Below are 22,946 nucleotides of genomic sequence, written 5' to 3'. Positions count from 1 at the left end.
CCCCGGCGGGGCCAACCCCCCCGCAGAAGGGGGGGGGCCCGCAACGACCCCTCCCCCCCCCGGCCACAGCTCAACCCACCCCCCAACGGACGTGAGGGGGGCCCCGAACACGCTCGGGGCCCCGCCTCACGTCCGTGGGACGCGCGTCAGCGCGTCAGCGCATCTTTCCACCCCGCGGCATCCGCATGCCCTTGGGCATCGGGCCCTTCGGCAGCGGCATGTTGCTCATCAGGTCGCCCATGGCCCGCAGCCGGTCGTTGGCCGCCGTCACCTGTGGGCCGGTGAGCACCCGCGGGAGCTTCAGCATCGTGGTGCGCACCTTCTTGAGCGGCACCTGGCCCTCGCCGTTGCCGACGAGGATGTCGTGCACGGGGACGTCCACGACGATGCGGTTCATCTTCTTCTTCTCGGCCGCGAGCAGTGCCTTCAGCCGGTTCGGGTTGCCCTCGGCCACCAGCACGATGCCGGCCTTGCCGACGGCGCGGTGCACCACGTCCTGGTTGCGGTTCATCGCCACGGCCGGGGTGGTGGTCCAGCCGCGTCCCACGTTCTGCAGGACCGCGGCCGCCGCTCCCGGCTGGCCCTCCATCTGCCCGAAGGCCGCCCGCTCGGCGCGCCGCCCGAAGATGATCGCCATCGCCAGGAAAGCCAGCACGAAGCCGAGGATCCCCAGATAGACCGGGTGACCGATCAGGAAGCCGATCCCGAGGAAGACACCGAAGGTGACGATTCCCACACCCGCGACGACAAGACCGACCTTCGGGTCGGCCTTCCGGGTCATCTTGTACGTCAGGGCGATCTGCTTCAGTCGCCCCGGGTTCGCAGCAGCGTCAGCGCTGTCTGAATTTGCCTTCCTCGCCATACCCGAAGTTTACGTGGCCTATGACGTGCGGGTCGCCACGGCCTCCAGTACGTGCTGAGCCTCCACCCGGTCCTTGGCGCGGCGGCGGTCCTCGAGGACCGCGGTCCAGGCGTTGCGGCGGGCGGTGCGCTGGCCGGCGCCGAGGATGATGGACTCCATGGCGCGCAGTGCGCCGGTGACGGACGGGATCGGGTTGGCACTGACGTGGCGTGCCGGCACGGCCTGCATGGTGGCGATTCCCCCTCGGGGTGAACGGCGGTGAGTGGGAGCTGTGCGTGAGTCGAGCGTCACTCACTGGTGTTACCAGGGCATGACCGGCCGGTCAAACGCTGATGAAGGGTGGATTCGCGGGTCGTGGAGATCCGGAAACGAGAACGCGGCCCGTACCCCGCCCCCGACCTGCGGGGAGGGTGCGGACCGCGTACTACCGGCCATTACCGGCCGGTAGTTGCTTGTGCCTGAATTCACACAGTCTGAGCGGCGCCGGTGCCGGCGTCGATGCCGGCGGCGGTGCCACGGGCCTCCATCGCCTGCTGGAACAGTCGGCCGGCCCGGTACGAGGAACGAACCAGCGGACCCGACATCACGCCGGAGAAGCCGATCTCGTCGGCCTCCTCCTTCAGCTCCACGAACTCGTGCGGCTTCACCCAGCGCTCCACCGGGTGGTGGCGCACCGAGGGGCGCAGGTACTGGGTGATCGTGATCAGCTCGCAGCCCGCGTCGTGCAGGTGCTGGAGCGCCTCGCTGACCTCTTCGCGGGTCTCGCCCATGCCGAGGATCAGGTTCGACTTGGTCACCAGGCCCGCTTCACGGGCGCGCGTGATGACCTCGAGCGAGCGTTCGTAGCGGAAGCCGGGCCGGATCCGCTTGAAGATGCGGGGCACGGTCTCGACGTTGTGCGCGAGTACCTCGGGACGCGAGGAGAAGACCTCGGCCAGCTGCTCGGGCACCGCGTTGAAGTCGGGGATCAGCAGCTCGACCTTGGTGTGGCCGCCTTCGCGGTCCGCGGTCATCGCGTGGATCCGGCGCACGGTCTCCGCGTACAGCCAGGCGCCACCGTCCTCGAGGTCGTCGCGGGCGACGCCGGTGATGGTGGCGTAGTTCAGGTCCATGGTGACGACGGACTCGCCGACGCGGCGCGGTTCGTCACGGTCGAGGGCCTGCGGCTTGCCGGTGTCGATCTGGCAGAAGTCGCAGCGTCGGGTGCACTGGTCACCGCCGATGAGGAAGGTGGCCTCGCGGTCCTCCCAGCACTCGAAGATGTTGGGACAGCCCGCCTCCTGGCAGACCGTGTGCAGTCCCTCGCTCTTGACCAGTTTCTGCAGCTGGTTGTACTCGGGGCCCATCTTCGCCCGGGTCTTGATCCACTCGGGCTTGCGCTCGATGGGGGTCTGGCTGTTGCGGACCTCCAGGCGCAGCATCTTGCGTCCGTCGGGTGCGACTGCGGACACGACCGGCTCCCTACAGCTTCGATTCTTCGGCGAACACCAGGGTACGCCCGTTAAAAGTGCGGCCTTACGTTCGGCCAACCTGTGGCCACGGGGCCGCATTCCCGCCCGGGGCCCCCGGCCCCGCGGGACGGGGCCGGTTCTCCGGCTCAGACGGGCGTCTTCTCCGCCTCGGGCACCGTCGTCGGCACCGCGTCACGCACGATCTCACGGGGTCGCGGCTCCGCGTTCTCCAGCACCTCCCGCAGGTGCCGCTCCAGCACGGGCAGCACCTCGGCGATGGTGATGTCGCGGCCCAGCTCGTTCGCGAGCGAGGCCACTCCCGCGTCCCGGATGCCGCAGGGCACGATCTTGTCGAACCAGGTGTTGTCCGGGTTCACGTTCAGGGCGAAGCCGTGCATCGAGACGCCCTTGGCGATACGGATGCCGATCGCCGCGAGCTTGCGGTCCTCGCGGCGCTGGCCGGCGTTGGAGGGTGCGTACTCGGGGCCGTTGAGCCGCGGGTCGAACTCCTCGTCCGTCAGCCGGGGGTCGAAGTCCAGCGAGAGGCCGCCGACGGCCGGGCGCTGCTCCACCGGGTCGCCCAGCACCCAGACACCGCTGCGGCCCTCGACCCGGCTGGTCTGCACGCCGAACTCGGCGCAGGTGCGGATCAGCGCGTCCTCGAGGCGCCGTACGTGCGCGATGACGTCCACGGGCCGCGGCAGCTTCAGGATCGGGTAGCCCACCAGCTGGCCGGGGCCGTGCCAGGTGATCTTCCCGCCGCGGTCCACGTCGACGACGGGCGTCCCGTCCAGCGGCCGCTCACTGTCCTCGGTGCGCCGACCCGCCGTGTAGACGGGCGGGTGCTCCAGCAGCAGGCATGTGTCGGGGATCTCGTCGGCGAAGCGGGCGGCGTGGACCTCGCGCTGCTTCTGCCATGCCTCCTGGTACTCGACGGCTTCGTCGCCGAACCCCAGTCGGACGAACCGCAGGTCACTCACGGTTGTGCCTCCCTCGAACCTCCGCCCGGTGATGACCGGGCCCCAGCCACTGTACGGCGGGCCGGAACCGAGTGGCCGGGCAGGGCGGACCGTCAGCTCCACGGTCCAGCGCCGTCACCAATCCTCACACGATCGGATGAATCTGGGGCGAAGGCGGCGGAACAGCGATGGATGGCCGCTAAATTCGCGCCGTTCCTCCCCCAGGGCTTCTCCTCCAGAGCTACTCCTGGGAGGACCCCCAGGAGGTACCCCCATGGGCTGCTCCCGGCCCGGAAGGCAGGAGACGCCGCAACCGATGACGGAACGGACCACCCCGCGCACCCCCAACCGGCAGCTCGCCGCGCTCATCGCGGAGGCCGGGTTCTCCCATGCCGGCCTCGCCCGCCGGGTGGATCAGCTGGGCCTCGAGCACGGCCTCGACCTTCGCTACGACAAGACCTCGGTGACCCGCTGGCTGCGCGGGCAGCAGCCGCGCGGGACGACGCCCGCGCTGATCGCGGAGGTGTTCACCCGCAGACTCGGCCGCCGGCTGTCCGCCCAGGACCTGGGGCTCGACGCCTGCGCCCCCGTCTACGCGGGGCTGGAGTTCGCCGCCGCTCCGGAGGAGGCCGTGGACATCGTCAGCGGCCTGTGGCGCAAGGACTCCGGCAGCCACGCGGAACTCCGCAAGATCGCTTTCACACCGGCCGGACTGGTCGTGCCCAGCCGGGACTGGCTGATCGGCGGCCCCGACGAGCGCGTGGGCCGGGGCGAGGCGCACCCCGGCTCCGGCCGGGTGCCCCAGCAGGGCCCCAGGATGGCCGTGCCACGGCAGCGCGGGGCGGGCGACAGGGGGCACGGGCAGAAGGTCTCCGGCGGCGACATCGCGGCGCTGCGCGCCGTCGGCGAACTGTTCCGCGCCCTCGACCACGCCTACGGCGGCGGGCACGCCCGGCAGGCCCTCGTGCGCTACCTCGAGCACGAGGCGGAGCCGATGCTGCGCGGCACGTACGGCGAGACGATCGGGCGACGCCTGTTCGCCGCAGCCGCCGACCTCACCAGGCTGGCCGGCTGGACCTCGTTCGACATCGCGGCCCACGGACTCGCCCAGCGGTACTTCGTCCAGGCGCTGCGGCTCTCCCAGGCGGCAGGGGACCGGGCGTACGGGTCGTACGTGCTGGTCACCATGAGCCGGCAGGCCGTCTACCTCGGACACGGCCGGGAGGCCGTGCAGCTGACCAGGGTCGCCCAGCAGGGGGTCGGGCCGTCGGCGCCGCCGCCGGTCCAGGCGCTGCTGCACTGCGCGGAGGCCCGCGGGCACGCGGTGCTCGGCGAGGCGCGCGCCTGCACCGCCGCGCTCGTACGGGCCGAACAGGCGTTGGAGGCCGCCCGGGCCGGGGACGACGTGCCGCACTGGGCGCGCACCTTCGACGAGGCACAGCTGGCGGACGAGTTCAGCCACTGCCACCGCGACCTGCGGCAGTACCGCAGCGCCGTGCAGCACGCGGAGCGCTCCCTCCAGCTGCGCGCCCCCGCATTCGCCCGCAGCCGGCTCTTCTGCCGGGTCGTCCTGGCCTCCGCCCGCCTCGGTCTGGGCGAGTTGGACCAGGCGTGCGCGCTGGGCGCGGAGGCGGCGCTCCAGGCGTCCGAGATGCGATCGGTGCGCGCCACCGAGTACGTCCGCGAGTTCGAACGCCGGCTGGAGCCGTACCGCGACGCGGCACCGGTCCGGACCTACCGCGACCGGGTGGCCGCCCTGGGCTGACCCCGACCGGCGGGCGGGGTGGCGGCCCCGCCAGCCGGATCGCCCGCCGGCCCTGCCGGTGGGCCTCAGGCTGCCGCGGTCAGCGTCGCGGCCGCACACCCCGGCCGGATGCCGAAGTCGCTCAGCACCGCGTCCGCCGCCCTCCGCCCGGAGAACAGGGCGCCCTGCACCGTGCCCGTGTCGCGGTGGTCGCCGCAGACGTAGAGACCGGACAGCACCCGCACCGGGCGGCGCAGATCGTGCGGCGCGGGCATCGCGGGCACTGCCTCCGGGTCGTGGTGGACGGCGAGGAGCTCCCAGTCGTCCGTCGCCCTGCCGTAGAGATTCGCCAGATGCCGCCGCACCCGTCGGTCCAGGTCGTCCGGCGGTACGCCGAGCAGCGTCGAGGAGATCAGCACCCGGCCGTCGGAGGCCCTCGACGGATCGACCTCGCTCATCACCGCCGTGTGCGACACCGGCCCGCTCCGCTCCCCGGCCAGCACCAGCGACGGCTCCCCGAGCGGGGACTCGGGCGCCGTGTGATGCACCACCGTCACCGGATGGAACGACGGCACCCGGAGCCCCGGCAGCAGTGCGGCCGCAGCCCGGGCTCCCGTCGCCAGCAGCACGGAGCGGCAGCGGATCTCGCCGAGTTCCTCCGTGGTCACGGACGTCGTCGCGATGTCGGTCACCCGCACGCCCGTCCGTACGGCGCCGGCCGGCAGCCCCGCCGCCATCAGCTCCGGCAGCGTCGCCGCGCCGCCCGCCGGCACGCACAGACGGCCGCGCGCGTAACCGCGCAGCACGAGGTCCGCGCAACGGCTGGAGGTGCCGGTCAGCTCCGGATCGCCCAGCAGCGCCGACAGCAGCGGACGCAGGAAGCCGTCCACCGTGCGCGCGGGCAGGCCGCGCCCGTACAGCGCCTCGGCGGCGGACCGTTCGGGGCGGGCGAGGAGACGGTCGACGGGTGTCGCCGCGAGCCGCGCCAGGGACGCGCCCAGCCGTGCCTGGTCGAGCTGGCGGGGCCGAGGGGCGCTCGCGAGGGCGCGCGCGACGGAGAATGCGACCCCCGCGCCCTGGGCGGTGGGGGGCGATCCCCGTCCCGCACCCCTCCTCGCGTGGGAGGAACCCCACCGTCCGGCGATCCCCACCTCGCCGGTCCGCTGGAGCCGGCCCCCGCTGTGGACGAGTACACCGGGCGAGAACATCCGCAGGTCGGCGTCCTGGAGCACCGCCGTGCGGCGCAGCTCCGGGAACGCGGTACTGAGCAACTGGCCTGTCCGGTCGAGCCGGAAGCCGTCGAGCTGCGTGGTGGCCATCCTGCCGCCCACCACCGGGGCGGCCTCCAGGACGCTGACCGTGACACCCGCACTGGTCAGTCGGTGGGCCGCCGACAGGCCGGCGATCCCGGCCCCGACGATGACGACTTCCGCATCATGAGCGGTGCTGAGCACGTGCCCCTCCCCGAGGTCGGCGCGGCTGGTGGGGAGCTCATGCCCCCAACAGGACCGAGGAATACCCGAGTTCGATTCGAGACTAAAGAGGTAGGGGGCAGGCTGAGGTAGCGCACATCGCGGAGCACCGGAGCGCGGGGGCGCACACCGCGCTCCCCCCACCCCGAACCGGTTCAGCGCAGCGCCGCCCGGATCGCGTCGTCGATACGGGGGAAGGCGAACGCGAAGCCCGAGCCCAGCAGGACGCCCGGCAGCACCCGCCCGCTGCTGAGGACGTCCTCCGCGAGCCCGCCCAGCGCCACCCGCAGGGCCGGCGCCGGCACCGCGAACGGGGTCGGGCGGCGCAGCACACCGCCCATCGCCGCGGTCGCCTCCCTGTTGGTCACCGGCTCGGGGGCCGTCAGGTTCACCGGCCCGGACAGCGACCCGGTGTCGATGATGTGCCGCAGCGCCGCCACGGTGTCGTGCAGCGAGATGAAGCTCCAGTACTGCCGGCCACTGCCCAGCCGGCCGCCGAGCCCCGCCCTGAACAGGGGGAACATCCGCCCCCAGGCGCCTCCGTGCCGCGCCACCACAAGTCCCGTACGCGCCAGGGCCGTTCGCACGCCCGCCTCCTGCGCCGGGGCCGTGGCCTCCTCCCACTCCACGCACACCTTCGGCAGGAACCCGTCACCGGGCGGCGCTCCCTCGTCCACGGCACGGCCGCCGGTGTCGCCGTAGTAGCCGACCGCGCTGCCGCTCACCAGCACACGCGGCGGCACGTCCAGGGAGGCGACGGCCTCCGCGATCGCCGCCGTGCCGAGTACGCGGCTGTCGCGGATCTCCTTGCGGTACGCGTCCGTCCAGCGCCGGTCGCCCACCCCGGCCCCGGCGAGGTGCACCACGGCCTCGCAGCCGACCAGGCCCGCCACGTCGACGTACTGGCGTGCCGGGTCCCAGTGGACCTCGTCCCCGGCCTTCGCCGGGCGCCGCACCAGGCGTACCACCTCGTGCCCGTCCGCGCGCAAGGACTTCACCAGCGCCGCGCCGATGAGTCCGGAGGCGCCGGTGACGGCAATTCGGGATCTCCTCATGGTCCCCATCCTGCCCCGGCGGTCCGCCGTGGCACAGTGGCCCCATGCCCGAGTCGCACATACGCCCCGCACGACGTGACGACGACGTGGAGCTGGGGGAGCTGGACCGCGCCGCCTGGTCGCCGGTGCACGCCGTGACGCCCCGCCCGGAGCCGCCGTACGACGCGTTCTTCGACGCGAACCACCGCCCGGAACACTTCCTCGTCGCCGAGGACGGGGACGGGGGGATCCTGGGCTACATCCGGCTGGTCCCGCCGACCCCATTGGCCTGCAACCGGCACGTCCGCCAGTTCCAGGGCCTCGCCGTGGCCGAGCCGGCCCGCGGCCGTGGGGTCGGCCGGGCACTCCTGCGGGCGGCGTGCGACGAGGCCCGTCGGCAGGGAGCCGTCCGCATCACCCTGCGGGTGCTCTCCCACAACGCGCCGGCGCGGGCGCTGTACGAGGCGGAGGGCTTCGTGGTGGAGGGCATCCTGCCCGGCGAGTTCCACCTCGACGGGCGCTATGTGGACGACGTGCTGATGGGCCGTTCCCTCACGCCTTGAGGCGCGCGACCGGGTGCTCCTCTCCTTCGGTCTCCACTGGCTCCTCTCCTTCGGTCTCCACATGCGGCAGCAGCCGGTCGAGCCACCGTGGGGTCCACCACGCCGCCTTGCCCAGCAGCGTCATCGCGGCCGGCACGAGCAGCAGCCGGACGACCGTCGCGTCGATGAGCACACTGGCCGCGAGCCCCAGCCCCAGCATCTTCACAACGATGTTGTCGCTGAGGATGAAGGCCGCGAACACGCTGACCATGATCAGTGCGGCACAGGTGATGACACGGGCGGTGATCTCCAGGGCGTGCGCGACGCTCGCCTTCGGGTCGCCGGTGCGCAGCCAGGCCTCGTGGACCCGCGAGAGCAGGAAGATCTCGTAGTCCATGCTGAGTCCGAAGACGATGGCGAACATCATCATCGGCACGTAGCTCTCGATCGGCACGTCGCCCGACACACCCAGCGCCGGCCCGCCCCACCCCCATTGGAAGACGGCGACGACGACACCGTAGGACGCCGCGATGGACAGCACATTGAGCACAGCCGCCTTCAACGCGACCAGGACCCCGCGGAAGACGATCAGGATGACGACGAATGCCAGAGCGACCACCACGGCGATGATCAGCGGCAGCCGGCTCGAGACGATGTCGAGGAAGTCGACCTGTGCGGCCGTCGTGCCGGTGACGTAGGTGCGGGCGGCGGTCCCCTCCACCGCCTGCGGGAGCACGTCGTCCGTCAGACGGTTGACCAGCTGGGTCGTCCGCTCGTCCTGCGGAGCGGCGACCGAGTAGGCGGTGGCGATCAGAGCATCGCCGTCGGACGTGGCCTTGGTCGGCGTGATCGTGGCGGCGTCCGGGACCTTGGCGAGGGCGTTCTGCACCTGCGTGGCCAGGGCGGACCGGTCCGACTGAGGCACGTCGGACTGGTCGACGACCAGAGTGAGCGGCCCGTTCGAGCCCGGTCCGAACGCAGCTGACATAAGGTCGAACGCCCTGCGGTCGGTGAACGACTTGGGGTCGGCGCCGTCGCCGATGTGGCCGAGCTGGATGGAGAACACGGGCACCGCGAGCACCGCCAGGACGGCGGCGCCGCCGGCCAGGAACCACCACGGCCGACGTTCGACCCGCTGCGCGTAACGGTGCCACGATCCGTGGGCCTCCTCGCCGGGGGCGGCATCGGTCTCCGCGATCGGCCTGCGTACGCGAAGTCTGTCGAGATGCCGGCCGGTCAGCCCCAGTACGGCGGGCACCAGGGTCAGCGCGCCGAGCACGGCCGTGACCACGGTGACGGCTGCGGCGAGGCCGAGCTTGCCGATGAAGCTGATGCCGGACACCCACAGGCCGGACAGCGCGATGACGACCGTGCAGCCGGAGACCAGCACCGCCCGGCCGCTGGTGGCCGTCGCCCGGCCGGCGGCCGACACGGCGTCACGGCCGTCCATCAGATTCTGCCGGTGACGGGTGATCAGGAAAAGTGCGTAGTCGATGCCCACGCCGAGGCCGATCATGGTGGCCAGGGTCGGCGAGACCGTGGCGAAGGTGAACGCCGCCGCCAGCAGCCCGAGGAGACCGAGCCCGCAGATCACCGCGATCAGCGCGGTGATCAGGGGCAGCACAGCGGCGAAGACGCTGCCGAATCCGATCAGCAGTACCAGGATGGCCACGGAAAAGCCGATCGCTTCACTGGTCCGGTCGTCAGGTTCGGGACGCGCGAGTTCGCCGAGCGTGCCGCCGTACTCCACGTCAACGCCCGCGGCGCGCATCGGCTGCACCGCGGAGTCCACTCCGTCCAGGTAGGACTGACCGAGTGTGGAGGGCTGGGCGTCGAAACGGACCGTGATGTAGGCGGTCTTGCCGTCGGTGGAGAGGGGACCGACGTTCGGTGTGCCCGCGGGCGGCTTCTGGGGCGAAGTGCCCGGCGCCGGCAGCGGGTTCTGGGCCGACAGCACATGGGGCAGCTTGCCGAGGTCGGTCACCGCCGTCTGCACCTGGCTGCTTACATCGGTGAGCGGTTTCGCGGAGTCGTGCAGCACAATCTGGGCGCTGTAGCCGCCCGCGGACGGCTCATGGGCCTTGAGGACGTCCAGGCCGTCCTGCGACTGGGTGCCCGGCAGCGCGAAGTCGTCGGAGTAGTCGCCGCCGTAGTGCCGATCCAGAACCTGCACTCCGGCCAGGGCCGCCACCCAGAGGACCAGGACCGTCACGAAATGGCGCGCGCACCATTCGCCGGTGCGCTCCAGCAGCCCCTTCCCACGGCGCGAGGTGATCGGGGCGGGCGGGACAGGTGGCTGTGACATGACCTCATTGAAAGTCGTCCGCGCTGCTCCGGCACTCCGGACCGGGGATACGAGTGACCCTGTTCGCGGCACCGCGCACCGGACGGCTCACCGTCCCATTGGGCCCGGTCGCGGACAACGGCCCGTCAGCCGCTGCCGAACCGCTCCCACAGCCGCGGGAAGCGTTCGGCGAGCACCGCGTCGTCGTCGAGGTCGAAGGGTGTGCCCGCCGGCTCCGCCGACTGCACGGGGATCCCCAGGTCGGGCGCGTCGGCGCCGGTCAGCTGCTCGTACGCCTCGTCCGCTGCGTAGCCCAGTTCCTCGCCGTCGCCGTCGATGTCCTCGTCGAAATCGTCCAGCAGCTCCGCCAGGGAGTCCGGCTCGTGCACCGCGCTCTCGAAGATCTCCCGGCCCTGCCCGATGAGCCAGCAGCGGAAGTAGTCGAAAGCGTCGTCGCTCGCCCCGTCGAGCAGCACCGCCGCCGCGCCCCACACGTCCCAGTGGTAGGCGCGGTTGTAGCGGGCCTCGAAGTGCCGTGCGAAGTCCAGCACGGAGTCGGGGTCGAGCTGCAGCAGCCGTTCGACGAGCAGCTCCGCGTGTTCCTCGGGGTCGCCCTCGGCGGCCTCGCGGGTGCTGTCGATGATCTCCCAGAACTCCGTCTCGTCCATCACGGGTCAAGCATCGTGGTTGGCGGGGGCCGTCGCACGCGCAGCATGCCGAAACGCGGCTGTTTCGCAATACGGGGGCTCCGGTCGGCCCAAACCCGACAGAAGGTGTCCGGTTTCCGTGCGACGGTCGGCTCATGACGACGACGAACAAGCCGCTCGGCGGCAGGATCGCACTGGTCGCCGGCGCCACTCGCGGCGCGGGACGTGCCTTGGCCGTGGAACTCGGCGCCGCGGGCGCGACCGTCTATGTGACAGGCCGGACCACCCGCACCAGCGTCAGCGAGGTCGGCCGGCCCACGGAGACCGTCGAGGAGACCGCGGAACTGGTCACGGCGGCCGGCGGCGAAGGCATCGCGGTGCCCACCGACCACCTCGAGCCGGACCAGGTGAGGGCACTTCTCCGGCGCGTCGAACGCGACCACGGACGGCTGGACGTGCTCGTCAACGACCTCTGGGGCGGAAACTTCCTGCTCGACTTCGACACCCGCATGTGGGACGTCGACCTCGAACGCGGGCTGCGGATGTTGGACCTGGGCGTGAGGAGCCACATCATCACCAGCAGCATCGCGCTGCCCCTGCTGGTCCGTGAGCCGGGCGGACTGGTCGTGGAGGTCACCGACGGCACCGCGGAGACCAACAAGGGGTTCCGCGAGAACTTCTACTACGACCTCGCCAAGAACGGTCCGATCCGGATGGCCTTCACCCTCGGCGAGGAGCTGAAGAGTGTCGGCTGCACCGCCGTGGCCGTCACCCCCGGCTTCATCCGCTCCGAGGAGATGCTCGACATCTTCGGCCTCAAGGAGGAGAACTGGCGCGACGGCATCGACAAGCAGAAGCACTGGGCCCTGTCCGAGTCGCCCGTGTACCTGGCGAGGGGCGTCGCGGCGCTCGCCGCCGACCCCGAGCGGTCCCGCTGGAACGGCCGTTCCCTCGACAGCGGCCTGCTCGCCAGGGAGTACGGAGTGACCGACGCGGACGGCAGCCGGCCCGACGTCTGGGGATTCATGATGGCCGAACAGGCGGGCGGCACACCGGCGGTGGAGGACTACCGGTAGAGGTCCCGCAGCGCGGCCGCCGCCCGCGCGAAGCGGTCCCGCAGCTCCGGCGGCCCGAGGACCTCCACCTCGGGCCCCAGGGACAGCAGTTGGCCGTACGCCACGTCCAGCGACTCCACGGGCAGTGTCAGCGTCACCCGCCCCCGGCCGTCCGGCGGACCGGCCGCCGCGAGCGCCTCCTCCGCGGCGGCGTGGTCCGTCACGTACGGCAGTCGGCGCGCGCCGTCCTCGCTCACGCGGACGACGGCCTCCGCGCGGAGGATGGACCGGGCGAACTGCGCGGCGCGTTCCTGCCAGAAGGCCGCCAGCTCGAAGTCCTCGTCCCGTTCGAACCGCTCCCCGTCCGCTTCCACCGACGAGAACCGGTCGATGCGGTAGACCCGCAGCGTGTCGTCCGCCCGCGCGCACAGGTACCAGACACCCGCCTTCAGCACGAGCCCGTACGGTTCCAGCCGCCGTTCCACCTCGGTGTCCCTACGGCGGTACGCGGCCCGTACGCGGCGGTCGTCCCAGACTGCCTCCGCGAGGACCGGCAGCAGTTCGGGGGTCTTCGGCTCCTGGTACCAGCCAGGGGCATCGAGGTGGAAGCGCCGGGCCGCGGATTCGGGCGCGTTCCGCAGCGAGGGGAGCAGCGCCGCGGACACCTTCAGGCGTGCCGCGGACGCCGCGTCCTCGAGTCCCATGTCGCGCAGCGCGCCCGGCAGACCGGACAGGAACAGGGCCTCCGCCTCGTCGCGTCCCAGACCGGTGAGCCGGGTGCGGTACCCGCCTATCAGTCGATACCCGCCGGCCCGGCCCCGGTCCGCGTAGACCGGGACTCCGGCCTCCGACAGGGCGAGCGCGTCGCGGGTGACCGTGCGCTCGGAGACCTCCAGCTCCCGCGCGAGCTCGGCGCCGGTCATGGAGGGCCGCGACTGGAGCAGCAGGACCATCTTGATCAGCCGGGCAGCGCGCATGCCCCCATCATCGCGCAGCGGGTGCCAGCGGTACCTGGAGCTCCGTCACCCACTTCTCCTTGTCCGGCGGGCACTCCAGGTAGACCTCGCGGGCGTAGCCGGCCGAGTGGTGGCCGCCGGCGTCGATCCAGCGGGCCAGGTTCTGCTCGGTGGGCATGATCGTGTCCATCGGGCCGCGGTGCACGATCGTCGCCGCCCGCTCCACGGCGGGGAGTTCGGCGATCTCGAAGTCGGGTCCCGGCTGTGTCTCCACGGAGACCGTGCACCCGGCGTGCACCACGATGCCGTCGCCGTCCGGCGCGTCCTCGTAGTAGGCGATGCCGGGTCCTGCCGGGGTGACGCCGGCCGCCTTCAGCCGGGTGAACAACTCGTCGTACAGCGGGCCGATCACCGGGCCGATGTGCTCGGGGGCGTAGCTGGCGGCGACGGCGGACAGTTCGGCGACACGGACCGCCGGGGTGCTCTTGAGCATGACGTCCTGGGTGGGCATACGACCCTCACTCTCGATCGACCGGAGCCTCGCCTCGACCTGCGCCAGCCTGGCGGCCGCCGCGGCCATCGCCTCCCGCAGTTCCGCCTCCCGCAGCCTGAGCATCCCGCGCAGTTCCTCCAGGGTCACCTTCTCCTCGAGGATCTGCCGCACCTGCTGAAGCGTGAAGCCGAGGTCCTTGAGGGCGATGACGCGGTTGAGGGTGGCGAGCTGGGCCGCGGAGTAGTAGCGGTAGCCGCTGAAAGGGTCGGTGTGCTCGGGACGCAGCAGCCCGACCGCGTCGTAGTGACGCAGCATGCGGGCCGACACACGGCCGTGCCTGGCGAAGTCTCCGATGGTGAACATGACGTCTCCCAGTGCACGGCTTCACACGGTGTCAAGGTCAAGCATCGGACACGGAAGGCCCCCGCGGGCAGCTGCCCGCGGGGGCCTTCACGAACGAGCGGGCCTACAGGCCGTAGCGCTCGCGGGCCTCCTTCACGGCCGAGGCGGGTACCTCGCCGCGCTTCGCCAACTGGGCCAGCGCCGCGACCGTGATCGAGTGCGCGTCGACACCGAAGTGGCGGCGGGCCGCGTCACGCGTGTCCGACAGGCCGAAGCCGTCCGTGCCGAGCGAGGACCAGTCCTGCTCCACCCACTGGCTGATCTGGTCCGGCACCTGCCGCATCCAGTCGGAGACGGCCAGCACCGGGCCGGGTGCGCCCTCCAGCGCCTGGGTGACGTACGGGGTGCGCTGCTCGCCGCGGAGCAGGGCCGCGTCGGCCTCGAGCGCGTCGCGGCGCAGCTCGCCCCACGAGGTCGCGGACCAGACGTCGGCGGCCACGTCCCAGTCGTCCGCCAGGAGCCGCTGGGCGTCGAGCGCCCAGTGGATCGCCGTGCCGGAGGCGAGCAGCTGGAGCCGCGGGGCGTCCGCGCCGGCCGCGCCCTCCTTGAAGCGGTACAGGCCCTTGACGATGCCTTCCTCGACGCCCTCCGGCATGGCGGGCTGCGGCTTGGGCTCGTTGTAGACCGTGAGGTAGTAGAAGACGTTCGAGTCCTCGCCGGGGGCGGCCTGACCGTACATCCGGCGCAGACCGTCCTTGACGATCACCGCGATCTCGTACGCGAACGCCGGGTCGTAGTTGAGCGACGCCGGATTGGTGGCGGCGATCAGGTGCGAGTGGCCGTCGGCGTGCTGGAGGCCCTCACCGGTCAGCGTGGTGCGGCCCGCGGTGGCGCCGACGATGAAGCCCTTGCCGAGCTGGTCGGCGAGCTGCCACATCTGGTCGCCGGTCCGCTGCCAGCCGAACATCGAGTAGAAGATGTAGAACGGGATCATCGTCTCGCCGTGCGTCGAGTACGACGTGGCGGCGGCGATGAAGTCGGCCATGGCGCCGGCCTCGGTGATCCCCTCGTTGAGGATCTGGCCGTCCTTGGCCTCCTTGTAGTACATCAGCTGGTCACGGTCGACCGGCTCGTACGTCTGGCCCATCGGCGAGTAGATGCCGGCCGACGGGAACAGAGACTCCATACCGAAGGTACGGGCCTCGTCCGGGACGATCGGCACCCAGCGGCGGCCGGTCTGCTTGTCCCGCATCAGGTCCTTGACCAGCCGGACGAAGGCCATGGTCGTGGCCATCTCCTGCTTGCCGGAGCCCTTGTGGAGCGCCTTGAACGCGCGCTCCTCCGGCTGGGGCAGCGGCGCGGAGGCGTGCACCCGGCGGGCCGGGGCGGGGCCGCCGAGGGCCGCGCGGCGCTCCTGGAGGTAGCGGACCTCGGGGGAGTCGGCGCCGGGGTGGCCGTAGGGCACCACACCGCTGTCGAAGGCGCTGTCCGCGATCGGGAGCCCGAGCAGGTCACGCATGCCCTTGAACTCGTCGATCGTCAGCTTCTTCATCTGGTGGTTGGCGTTCTTGGACTCGAAGCCCTTGCCGAGGGTGTGGCCCTTCACCGTCTGCGCGAGGATCACGGTCGGCGCGCCCTTGTGGGCGAGCGCCGCACGGTACGCCGCGTACACCTTGCGGGCCTCGTGGCCGCCGCGGGAGCTGTGGAAGCACTCGGCGATCTTGGCGTCGCCGAGGACCTTCCCGAGCTCGACGAGCGCGGGCTCCGCGCCGAAGAAGTGCTCACGGATGTAAGCCACGTCGCGGGTCGCGTACGTCTGGAACTGCGCGTCCGGGACCTCGCGCAGCCGGCGCACCAGGGCGCCCGTGGTGTCGAGCTGGAACACCTCGTCCCAGGCCGAACCCCACAGCGACTTGACGACGTTCCAGCCGGCGCCGCGGAACTGGGCCTCGAGCTCCTGCACGATCTTGAAGTTGGCGCGGACCGGGCCGTCGAGACGCTGCAGGTTGCAGTTGATCACGAAGGTCAGGTTGTCCAGCTGCTCACGGGAGGCGAGAGCGAGTGCCGCGGTCGACTCGGGCTCGTCCATCTCGCCGTCACCGAGGAACGCCCAGACGTGGGAGTTCGAGGTGTCCTTGATGCCGCGGCCCTGGAGGTAGCGGTTGAAGCGCGCCTGGTAGATCGCCGACAGCGGGCCGAGGCCCATGGAGACGGTGGGGAACTCCCACAGCCAGGGCAGCCGGCGCGGGTGCGGGTACGAGGGGAGGCCCTTGCCGCCGGCCTCCTGGCGGAAGTTGTCGAGGTGGTCCTCGGTGAGCCGGCCGTCGAGGAACGCGCGGGCGTAGATGCCCGGGGAGGCGTGGCCCTGGATGTAGAGCTGGTCGCCGGAGCCGTCTCCCTCCTTGCCGCGGAAGAAGTGGTTGAAGCCGGTCTCGTAGAGCCAGGCCGCGGACGCGAAGGTGGCGATGTGGCCGCCGACGCCGTGCTTGGATCCGCGGGTCACCATGGCCGCGGCGTTCCAGCGGTTCCAGGCGGTGATCCGGGCTTCCATCGCCTCGTCGCCGTCGAAGGCGGGCTCGGCGGAGGTGGGGATGGTGTTGACGTAGTCCGTCTCCAGCAGGCGGGGCAGGGCCACACCGGCCTTCTCGGCGTGCTGGAGCGTGCGGCGCATCAGATACGCGGCGCGGTGCGGGCCTGCGTGCTCCGCGACGGCGTCGAGGGACGCCGCCCACTCGGCGGTTTCCTCGGCGTCGCGGTCCGGGAGCTGGTCGAGCTCGCTCGGAAGCTTGCCTACGGGGTCGGTCATGATCGCCGCCTTCCGGACAGGAGGGGGGTTGAGATAAGGGGGTGCCGTGTCTGGCAGGACAGGGCGACGGGTCTGGTGGACCCGGGGACGACTGTAAGTCTCTGATCGATGATCGATCAAAGCCTGGGCTGAAATTGGCATCGGGTGCCTCAAAAGTGGGCACGCTGTGCCGCGACGAAAGGGTCTAATCGGGCACCTAAATGCACGTTCGAGCAGGCACGGCGCCAACCGTGCAGCCGACGCAGGACCGGCCGCGTGCCCGCCGTCGCGTGCGAAGAGCTACGGGCGCTGAACCGGCCGTGACCCGGCTACGCGCGCGGGGCGCAGCCGAGGACGTGCGCCTTCACCAGCGAGCCGATCTGCGGGTCGCGCCTGCGGAAGGCCTCGACCAGGTCCTGGTGCTCCTCCGCGTACGACTTCTGCACCGTGCCCAGCCAGCGGATCGACAGGGCCGTGAAGACCTCGATCCCCAGGCCCTCCCAGGTGTGCAGGAGGACGCCGTTGCCCGCGGCCCTGACCAGCTCCCTGTGGAAGGCCACGGTGTGCCGGACCTGCCCCGCCGAGTCCCCGGTCCGGTCCGCCTCGTACAGCGCCGCCACGTGCGGCTCCAGCGTCGTGCAGTCCTCCGCGAGGCGCCCCGCGGCGAGTTCGGCCGCGATCTGCTCCAGACCCGCCCGCACCGGGTAGCTCTCCTCCAGGTCCGCGGCCGTCAGATTCCGTACCCGCACACCCTTGTTGGGTGCCGACTCGATCAGCCGCAGCGACTCCAGCTCGCGCAGTGCCTCACGCACCGGCGTCTGGGAGACCTCGAGTTCGGTGGCGATGCGGCGCTCGACGATCCGTTCCCCCGGCTTCCAGCGCCCGCTGACGATCCCCTCCACGATGTGCTCGCGGATCTGATCGCGCAGCGAGTGGACGACGGGGATGGTCATGGAGCGCTCCTTAAAGCCGCGTCGACCTGTGGCCCTTAGACAATACGGCTGCGCCCCCGCCCGGAAGTACTCCCGGGCGGGGGCGCAGCAGGTGAGGCTGGTTACAGCGGTGCCGCTCAGAGGCCGAGCTCGACCTCGAACTCACCGGCCTCCAGGATCTGCTTGACCGTCGTCAGGTAGCGGGCGGCGTCGGCGCCGTCCACCAGACGGTGGTCGTAGGAGAGCGCGACGTACGTCATGTCGCGGATCGCGATCGTCTCACCGAGGTCCGGGTGGTTCACGACCACCGGGCGGCGGACCGTGGCACCGATGCCCAGGATGGCGACCTGGTTCGGCGGCACGATGATCGTGTCGAACAGCGCACCGCGCGAGCCGGTGTTGCTGATGGTGAAGGTCGCCCCGGCGAGGTCGTCCGGCGTGATCCTGCTGGCGCGCACGGCGCCGGCGAGCTCGGCGGTCTTCTTGGCGATACCGGCGAGGTTCAGGTCGCCCGCACCCTTGATCACCGGCGTCATCAGACCCTTCTCGGAGTCCACGGCGATGCCGATGTTCTCCGAGTCGAAGTACGTGATGGTGCCCTCGGCCTCGTTGATCCGGGCGTTGACGACCGGGTGGGCCTTCAGCGCCTGGGCGGCGGCCTTGACGAAGAACGGCATCGGGGAGAGCTTGACGCCCTCACGGGCCGCGAACGCGTCCTTCGCACGGGCGCGCAGCTTCATCAGCTTGGTGATGTCGACCTCGACGACCGAGGTCAGCTGCGCCTGGTCGTGCAGCGCCTTCATCATGTTGTCGCCGATGACCTTGCGCATGCGGGTCATCTTGACCGTCTGACCGCGCAGCGGGGACGTCTCGAGCTTCGGCGCCTTGGCCGCGGCCGGAGCGGCAGCGGGGACAGGCGCCTGCGCGGCGGCCTTGGCGGCCTCCGCGGCGGCGATGACGTCCTGCTTGCGGATACGGCCACCGACGCCGGTGCCCTTGACCGAACCGAGGTCGACGCCGTTCTCGGCGGCGAGCTTACGGACCAGCGGGGTCACGTACGCGTCGCTCGCCTCGACGGCGGCGGGCGCGGCGGGAGCCGCCGGGACCTGGGCGGGCGCGGCGGGAGCCGGCGCGGGAGCCGGAGCCTGGGCCGGCGCGGGGGCCGGAGCCGCCGGAGCCGGAGCCGGAGCAGGGGCGGCAGCGGGAGCCGGCGTGGGGGCCGGGGCGGCGGGCGCGGGGGCCGGAGCAGGAGCCGCAGCCGCCGGCGCGGGGGCCGGAGCAGCGGCCGGCGCGGGGGCGGCGGCCGGAGCCGCACCCTTCGCACCGATGACGGCCAGCTTGGCGCCGACCTCCGCCGTCTCGTCCTCCGCGACCACGATCTCCAGCAGCACGCCGGAAGCCGGGGCCGGGATCTCGGTGTCGACCTTGTCGGTGGAGACCTCGAGCAGCGGCTCGTCCTCCGTGACCTCCTCGCCGACCTCCTTCAGCCAGCGGGTCACGGTGCCCTCGGTGACGCTCTCGCCGAGCGCCGGAAGGACGACGTCGGTGCCCTCGGCCGAGCCACCGCCGGCCGCGGCCTGCGCGGTCGGGGCGGGAGCCGGGGCGGCAGCCTCGGTGGACGGCGCGGCCTGCGGGGCCTCCTGGGCGGGCGCGGGCGTCTCGGCCGGAGCCGGGGCGGGCGCCGCGGCCTCGGCGGCGGCCGGGGCAGGGGCGGCAGCGGGGGCGCCGCTGCCGTCGTCGATGACGGCCAGCTCGGCGCCGACCTCTACGGTCTCGTCCTCGGCGACCTTGATGGAAGCCAGGACACCGGAGGCGGGGGCGGGGATCTCGGTGTCGACCTTGTCGGTCGACACCTCGAGCAGCGGCTCGTCGGCCTCGACGCGCTCTCCCTCGGCCTTCAGCCAGCGGGTGACAGTGCCCTCGGTGACGCTCTCACCGAGCGCCGGAAGGGTTACGGAAACCGCCATGGTTTCAGTTGCTCCTTAACGATGTGCGGAAGTGGTCTGTCGCGCCCGTAACTGACTAGTCGTGGGAGTGCAGCGGCTTGCCGGCCAGGGCCAGGTGGGCCTCGCCGAGCGCCTCGTTCTGCGTCGGGTGCGCGTGGATGAGCTGCGCGACCTCGGCCGGCAGAGCCTCCCAGTTGTAGATCAGCTGAGCTTCACCGACCTGCTCGCCCATACGGTCACCGACCATGTGGACGCCGACCACGGCACCGTCCTTGACCTGGACGAGCTTGATCTCGCCCGCGGTCTTGAGGATCTTGCTCTTGCCGTTGCCCGCGAGGTTGTACTTCAGGGCGACGACCTTGTCCGCACCGTAGATCTCCTTGGCCTTGGCCTCGGTGATGCCGACGGAGGCGACCTCGGGGTGGCAGTACGTCACCCGCGGCACGCCGTCGTAGTCGATCGGGACGGTCTTCAGACCGGCCAGCCGCTCCGCCACCAGGATGCCCTCGGCGAAGCCGACGTGCGCGAGCTGGAGGGTCGGGACCAGGTCACCGACCGCGGAGATGGTGGGCACGTTGGTCTGCATGTACTCGTCGACCAGGACGTAGCCGCGGTCCATCGCGACGCCCTGCTCCTCGTAGCCGAGGCCCTGGGAGACCGGACCGCGGCCGATGGCGACCAGGAGGACCTCCGCCTCGAAGGTCTTGCCGTCGGCGAGCGTGACGCGCACGCCGTCCTGGGTGTACTCGGCCTTCTCGAAGAAGGTGCCCAGGTTGAACTTGATGCCGCGCTTGCGGAAGGCGCGCTCCAGCAGCTTCGAGCTGTTCTCGTCCTCGACCGGCACGAGGTGCTTGAGGCCCTCGACGACGGTGACGTCGGTACCGAAGGACTTCCACGCGGAGGCGAACTCGACGCCGATGACGCCGCCGCCCAGGATGATCGCGGACTTCGGAACACGGTCCAGGACCAGCGCGTGGTCCGAGGAGATGATGCGGTTGCCGTCGATGTCCAGACCCGGCAGGGACTTCGGCACGGAGCCGGTCGCCAGGAGGACGTGGCGGCCCTGCACACGCCGGCCGTTCACGTCGACGGAGGTGGGGGAGGACAGCCGGCCCTCACCCTCGATGTAGGTCACCTTGCGGGAGGCGACCAGACCCTGCAGACCCTTGTAGAGGCCCGAGACGACCTCGTCCTTGTACTTGTGAACGCCGGCGATGTCGATGCCCTCGAAAGAGGTCTTGACACCGAACTGGTCGGCTTCACGAGCCTGGTCCGCGATCTCGCCGGCGTGCAGCAGAGCCTTCGTGGGGATGCAGCCGTTGTGCAGGCAGGTGCCGCCGAGCTTGTTCTTTTCGATCAGTGCGACGTCCAGGCCCAGCTGAGCTCCGCGCAGCGCCGCAGCGTAACCGCCGCTACCACCGCCGAGGATCACTAGGTCGAAAACGGTGCTGGCGTCGTTCGCCACGTCACGTCCTCCATGCATGTGCGCCGTTCGCCGGGCCCCCGTCTCGGGAGATGACCGGCCGGTCGGCTGGTGTTCGGCCGCTGTCTCTTCGGCCCTGTGGTGGGGCCCTGTCCTGCCGAGAACCCATCTTCGCACTTGTTGACGGACGGCGGGACGCGGGGCCGGAGCTTGAGATGGTGAGCTTGAGCGCTTTTCCCCGTTACCGGGGCGTAGCGGGGGCGGGCCCGGGGCACGGGGGCGGGGCGGGGAACAGGCGCCGCGCGGCGGCACCCGCGGCCCCGCCCCGTGCCGACCGTCAGCCCAGGTCGCCCGCGGCCGTCCGCTCCGCCAGCTTCACCAGCGTGCGGATCGACGACCCGGTGCCGCCCTTCGGCGTGTAGCCGAACGGCGCGCCCTCGTGGAACGCGGGGCCCGCGATGTCCAGGTGCGCCCAGGTGATGCCCTCGCCCACGAACTCCTTCAGGAACAGGCCGGCCACCAGGCCGCCGCCCATGCGCTCACCCATGTTCGCGATGTCGGCGGTCGGCGAGTCCATGCCCTTGCGCAGCTCCGAGGGGAGCGGCATCGGCCAGGACGCCTCGCCGACCTCCTCGGCGATCTCGTGGATCGAGGTACGGAACGCGTCGTCGTTCGCCATGATGCCGAACGTGCGGTTGCCGAGCGCCAGCACCATCGCACCGGTCAGCGTCGCCACGTCCACGATCGCGTCCGGGTTCTCCTCGGACGCCCTCGTCAGCGCGTCCGCGAGCACCAGACGGCCCTCGGCGTCGGTGTTGAGGACCTCGACCGTCTTGCCGCTGTACATGCGCAGCACGTCGCCGGGGCGGGTGGCCGAGCCGGACGGCATGTTCTCTGCGAGGGCCAGCCAGCCGGTGACGTTGACGGCGAGACCGAGCCGGGCCGCCGCGACGACAGCGGCGAACACGGCGGCCGCGCCGCTCATGTCGCACTTCATCGTCTCGTTGTGGCCGGCCGGCTTCAGGGAGATGCCGCCGGAGTCGTAGGTGATGCCCTTGCCGACGAGCGCGAGCGTCTTCGCGCCCTTGGAGTGCGTGTAGGAGAGCTTGACCAGGCGCGGCGGGTTCTGGGAGCCCTGGCCGACGCCGAGGATGCCGCCGAAGCCGCCCTTGGCGAGCGCCTTCTCGTCGAGCACCTGCACCTTGATGCCGTGCTCCTTGCCGGCGGCCGTGGCCACGGCGGCGAAGGCCTCGGGGGTGAGGTCGTTCGGCGGGGTGTTGACCAGGTCGCGGGCGCGGTTGATCTCCTCGGTGAGCGCGACCGCGCGCTCGGCGGCGGCCTTGAACGCCTTGTCACGCGGCTTGGCGCCCAGCAGGGCGACCTCGGCCAGCGGCTTCTTCGCACCGTTCTCGCCGGCAGTTCCCTGGTACGCGGTGAAGGCGTACGCGCCGAGCAGCGCACCCTCGGCGATGGCCTCAGCGTCCTCCACGGACTCTATGGGCAGCGCGAAAGCGGCCTTCTTGGCACCGGACAGCGCACGCGCCGCGGCACCGGCCGCACGGCGCAGCGCCTCGGTGCCGTACTCCTCGCCGTCCTCGGGGGCCGCGCCCAGACCGACGGCCAGCACGACCGGGGTCTTCAGGCCGGCGGGCGCGGGGAGCTTGGTGACCTCGCCCTCGCCACCGCCGGCGCCGAGGGTCTCCAGGACGGAGGCCAGCTTGCCGTCGAACGCCTTGTCCACGGCCTCGGCGCCCGGCGCGACCACCGGGCCCTTGGCGCCCTTCGCGACGCCGACGACGAGGGCGTCCGCGCGCAGCGTCGCAGCGCCTGCAGTGCTGAGAGTGAGAGCAGTCACGGTGGTGAAATCTCGCTTCCGTTGAGTTCCGAGGGTGCGGCGAGGGCGGATCGACACCCCACACCGGACAAGAGCCTACGCGCGGCCGTATGTATCGCTCACGGCGGCGGCGGTTCACTCGTGCGTGGTGTCTCTTTCATGTTCGGCCCGGAGGTTGTCACCGC

At 71.5% G+C, this 22,946-nt stretch carries 18 protein-coding genes; 3 read left to right on the top strand and 15 right to left on the bottom strand.

Annotated features, from left to right (window positions below; translation table 11 throughout):
- Positions 1-154: 154 nt before the first annotated feature.
- From MDN94_RS38995 to lipB, 4 genes are all read right to left on the bottom strand, one after another.
- The gene (locus tag MDN94_RS38995) at positions 155-862 is read right to left on the bottom strand and encodes a DUF4191 domain-containing protein (protein WP_159692709.1); all 708 of its coding nucleotides are present in this window, start codon (positions 860-862) and stop codon (positions 155-157) included.
- A gap of 18 nt (positions 863-880) precedes the next feature.
- A complete protein-coding gene (locus tag MDN94_RS38990) occupies positions 881-1,090 on the bottom strand; it encodes an SCO2195 family GlnR-regulated protein (RefSeq protein ID WP_307705989.1) in 210 nt (69 codons plus the stop codon).
- A 236-nt stretch (positions 1,091-1,326) separates the two neighbouring features.
- Positions 1,327-2,313 carry a lipoyl synthase gene (gene lipA, locus MDN94_RS38985; protein ID WP_482730480.1) on the bottom strand — a complete coding sequence of 329 codons (987 nt, stop codon included), beginning with the start codon at positions 2,311-2,313 and terminating at the stop codon, positions 1,327-1,329.
- A gap of 146 nt (positions 2,314-2,459) precedes the next feature.
- Complete coding sequence (gene lipB / locus MDN94_RS38980) at positions 2,460-3,293, bottom strand: lipoyl(octanoyl) transferase LipB (protein ID WP_482730479.1); 834 nt, start codon at positions 3,291-3,293, stop codon at positions 2,460-2,462.
- Between the two features lie 295 nt (positions 3,294-3,588).
- Here lipB and MDN94_RS38975 point away from each other — a divergent pair, with 295 nt between their 5' ends.
- Positions 3,589-5,037, top strand: coding sequence for an NsdA family TPR-like regulatory protein (locus MDN94_RS38975; protein WP_482730478.1), 1,449 nt, complete (start codon positions 3,589-3,591; stop codon positions 5,035-5,037).
- A 65-nt stretch (positions 5,038-5,102) separates the two neighbouring features.
- On the opposite strand, the gene MDN94_RS38970 is transcribed toward MDN94_RS38975, so the two are convergent.
- Both MDN94_RS38970 and MDN94_RS38965 read right to left on the bottom strand, forming a co-directional pair.
- The gene (locus MDN94_RS38970; RefSeq protein ID WP_482730477.1) at positions 5,103-6,470 is read right to left on the bottom strand and encodes an NAD(P)/FAD-dependent oxidoreductase; all 1,368 of its coding nucleotides are present in this window, start codon (positions 6,468-6,470) and stop codon (positions 5,103-5,105) included.
- A 173-nt stretch (positions 6,471-6,643) separates the two neighbouring features.
- Positions 6,644-7,543: a TIGR01777 family oxidoreductase gene (locus MDN94_RS38965; protein WP_482730476.1), complete on the bottom strand. Its 900-nt coding sequence runs from the start codon at positions 7,541-7,543 to the stop codon at positions 6,644-6,646.
- A gap of 44 nt (positions 7,544-7,587) precedes the next feature.
- Here MDN94_RS38965 and MDN94_RS38960 point away from each other — a divergent pair, with 44 nt between their 5' ends.
- Positions 7,588-8,085, top strand: a complete 498-nt coding sequence (locus MDN94_RS38960; protein WP_482730475.1) for a GNAT family N-acetyltransferase — start codon at positions 7,588-7,590, stop codon at positions 8,083-8,085.
- Here the strand turns inward: MDN94_RS38960 and MDN94_RS38955 are convergent.
- Both MDN94_RS38955 and MDN94_RS38950 read right to left on the bottom strand, forming a co-directional pair.
- Positions 8,075-10,369 (bottom strand): MMPL family transporter, encoded by a 2,295-nt coding sequence (locus MDN94_RS38955; RefSeq protein ID WP_482730474.1) that lies wholly within the window; start codon positions 10,367-10,369, stop codon positions 8,075-8,077. The two genes, MDN94_RS38960 and MDN94_RS38955, sit on opposite strands and share 11 nt — an antisense overlap.
- A gap of 125 nt (positions 10,370-10,494) precedes the next feature.
- Entirely contained in the window at positions 10,495-11,016 is a 522-nt protein-coding gene (locus MDN94_RS38950; RefSeq protein ID WP_482730501.1) for a DUF4240 domain-containing protein, read from the bottom strand.
- A gap of 134 nt (positions 11,017-11,150) precedes the next feature.
- On the opposite strand from MDN94_RS38950, the gene MDN94_RS38945 reads away from it, so the two are divergent.
- Entirely contained in the window at positions 11,151-12,071 is a 921-nt protein-coding gene (locus MDN94_RS38945) for an SDR family oxidoreductase (RefSeq protein WP_482730473.1), read from the top strand.
- Here the strand turns inward: MDN94_RS38945 and MDN94_RS38940 are convergent.
- From MDN94_RS38940 to MDN94_RS38910, 7 genes are all read right to left on the bottom strand, one after another.
- A complete protein-coding gene (locus tag MDN94_RS38940) occupies positions 12,062-13,027 on the bottom strand; it encodes a helix-turn-helix transcriptional regulator (RefSeq protein WP_482730472.1) in 966 nt (321 codons plus the stop codon). The two genes, MDN94_RS38945 and MDN94_RS38940, sit on opposite strands and share 10 nt — an antisense overlap.
- 7 nt (positions 13,028-13,034) lie before the next feature.
- The gene (locus MDN94_RS38935; protein ID WP_482730471.1) at positions 13,035-13,862 is read right to left on the bottom strand and encodes a MerR family transcriptional regulator; all 828 of its coding nucleotides are present in this window, start codon (positions 13,860-13,862) and stop codon (positions 13,035-13,037) included.
- Between the two features lie 103 nt (positions 13,863-13,965).
- Positions 13,966-16,647 carry a pyruvate dehydrogenase (acetyl-transferring), homodimeric type gene (aceE, locus tag MDN94_RS38930; RefSeq protein ID WP_482730470.1) on the bottom strand — a complete coding sequence of 894 codons (2,682 nt, stop codon included), beginning with the start codon at positions 16,645-16,647 and terminating at the stop codon, positions 13,966-13,968.
- A gap of 308 nt (positions 16,648-16,955) precedes the next feature.
- The gene (locus MDN94_RS38925) at positions 16,956-17,579 is read right to left on the bottom strand and encodes a GntR family transcriptional regulator (RefSeq protein ID WP_482730469.1); all 624 of its coding nucleotides are present in this window, start codon (positions 17,577-17,579) and stop codon (positions 16,956-16,958) included.
- Positions 17,580-17,695: 116 nt separating this feature from the next.
- Positions 17,696-19,525: a 2-oxoglutarate dehydrogenase, E2 component, dihydrolipoamide succinyltransferase gene (gene sucB / locus MDN94_RS38920; protein WP_482730468.1), complete on the bottom strand. Its 1,830-nt coding sequence runs from the start codon at positions 19,523-19,525 to the stop codon at positions 17,696-17,698.
- 55 nt (positions 19,526-19,580) lie between these two features.
- The gene (gene lpdA / locus MDN94_RS38915) at positions 19,581-20,969 is read right to left on the bottom strand and encodes a dihydrolipoyl dehydrogenase (RefSeq protein ID WP_037774878.1); all 1,389 of its coding nucleotides are present in this window, start codon (positions 20,967-20,969) and stop codon (positions 19,581-19,583) included.
- A 295-nt stretch (positions 20,970-21,264) separates the two neighbouring features.
- Positions 21,265-22,782: a leucyl aminopeptidase gene (locus MDN94_RS38910; RefSeq protein ID WP_482730467.1), complete on the bottom strand. Its 1,518-nt coding sequence runs from the start codon at positions 22,780-22,782 to the stop codon at positions 21,265-21,267.
- Positions 22,783-22,946: the final 164 nt, after the last annotated feature.

It is taken from the genome of Streptomyces sp. WAC00040 (assembly GCF_056835925.1).
Note: the sequence above shows the minus strand (reverse complement) of the source record. Positions and strands in the feature narration are given on the sequence as shown.

What these genes read in the sequence shown, in the direction of transcription:
- MDN94_RS38995 (WP_159692709.1), bottom strand. Translation starts at nt 862, where the DNA reads ATGGCGAGGAAGGCAAATTCAGACAGCGCTGACGCTGCTGCGAACCCG.
- MDN94_RS38990 (WP_307705989.1), bottom strand. Translation starts at nt 1,090, where the DNA reads ATGCAGGCCGTGCCGGCACGCCACGTCAGTGCCAACCCGATCCCGTCC.
- MDN94_RS38975 (WP_482730478.1), top strand. Translation starts at nt 3,589, where the DNA reads ATGACGGAACGGACCACCCCGCGCACCCCCAACCGGCAGCTCGCCGCG.
- MDN94_RS38965 (WP_482730476.1), bottom strand. Translation starts at nt 7,543, where the DNA reads ATGAGGAGATCCCGAATTGCCGTCACCGGCGCCTCCGGACTCATCGGC.
- MDN94_RS38960 (WP_482730475.1), top strand. Translation starts at nt 7,588, where the DNA reads ATGCCCGAGTCGCACATACGCCCCGCACGACGTGACGACGACGTGGAG.
- MDN94_RS38955 (WP_482730474.1), bottom strand. Translation starts at nt 10,369, where the DNA reads ATGTCACAGCCACCTGTCCCGCCCGCCCCGATCACCTCGCGCCGTGGG.
- MDN94_RS38950 (WP_482730501.1), bottom strand. Translation starts at nt 11,016, where the DNA reads ATGGACGAGACGGAGTTCTGGGAGATCATCGACAGCACCCGCGAGGCC.
- MDN94_RS38945 (WP_482730473.1), top strand. Translation starts at nt 11,151, where the DNA reads ATGACGACGACGAACAAGCCGCTCGGCGGCAGGATCGCACTGGTCGCC.
- MDN94_RS38940 (WP_482730472.1), bottom strand. Translation starts at nt 13,027, where the DNA reads ATGCGCGCTGCCCGGCTGATCAAGATGGTCCTGCTGCTCCAGTCGCGG.
- MDN94_RS38935 (WP_482730471.1), bottom strand. Translation starts at nt 13,862, where the DNA reads ATGTTCACCATCGGAGACTTCGCCAGGCACGGCCGTGTGTCGGCCCGC.
- aceE (WP_482730470.1), bottom strand. Translation starts at nt 16,647, where the DNA reads ATGACCGACCCCGTAGGCAAGCTTCCGAGCGAGCTCGACCAGCTCCCG.
- MDN94_RS38925 (WP_482730469.1), bottom strand. Translation starts at nt 17,579, where the DNA reads ATGACCATCCCCGTCGTCCACTCGCTGCGCGATCAGATCCGCGAGCAC.
- sucB (WP_482730468.1), bottom strand. Translation starts at nt 19,525, where the DNA reads ATGGCGGTTTCCGTAACCCTTCCGGCGCTCGGTGAGAGCGTCACCGAG.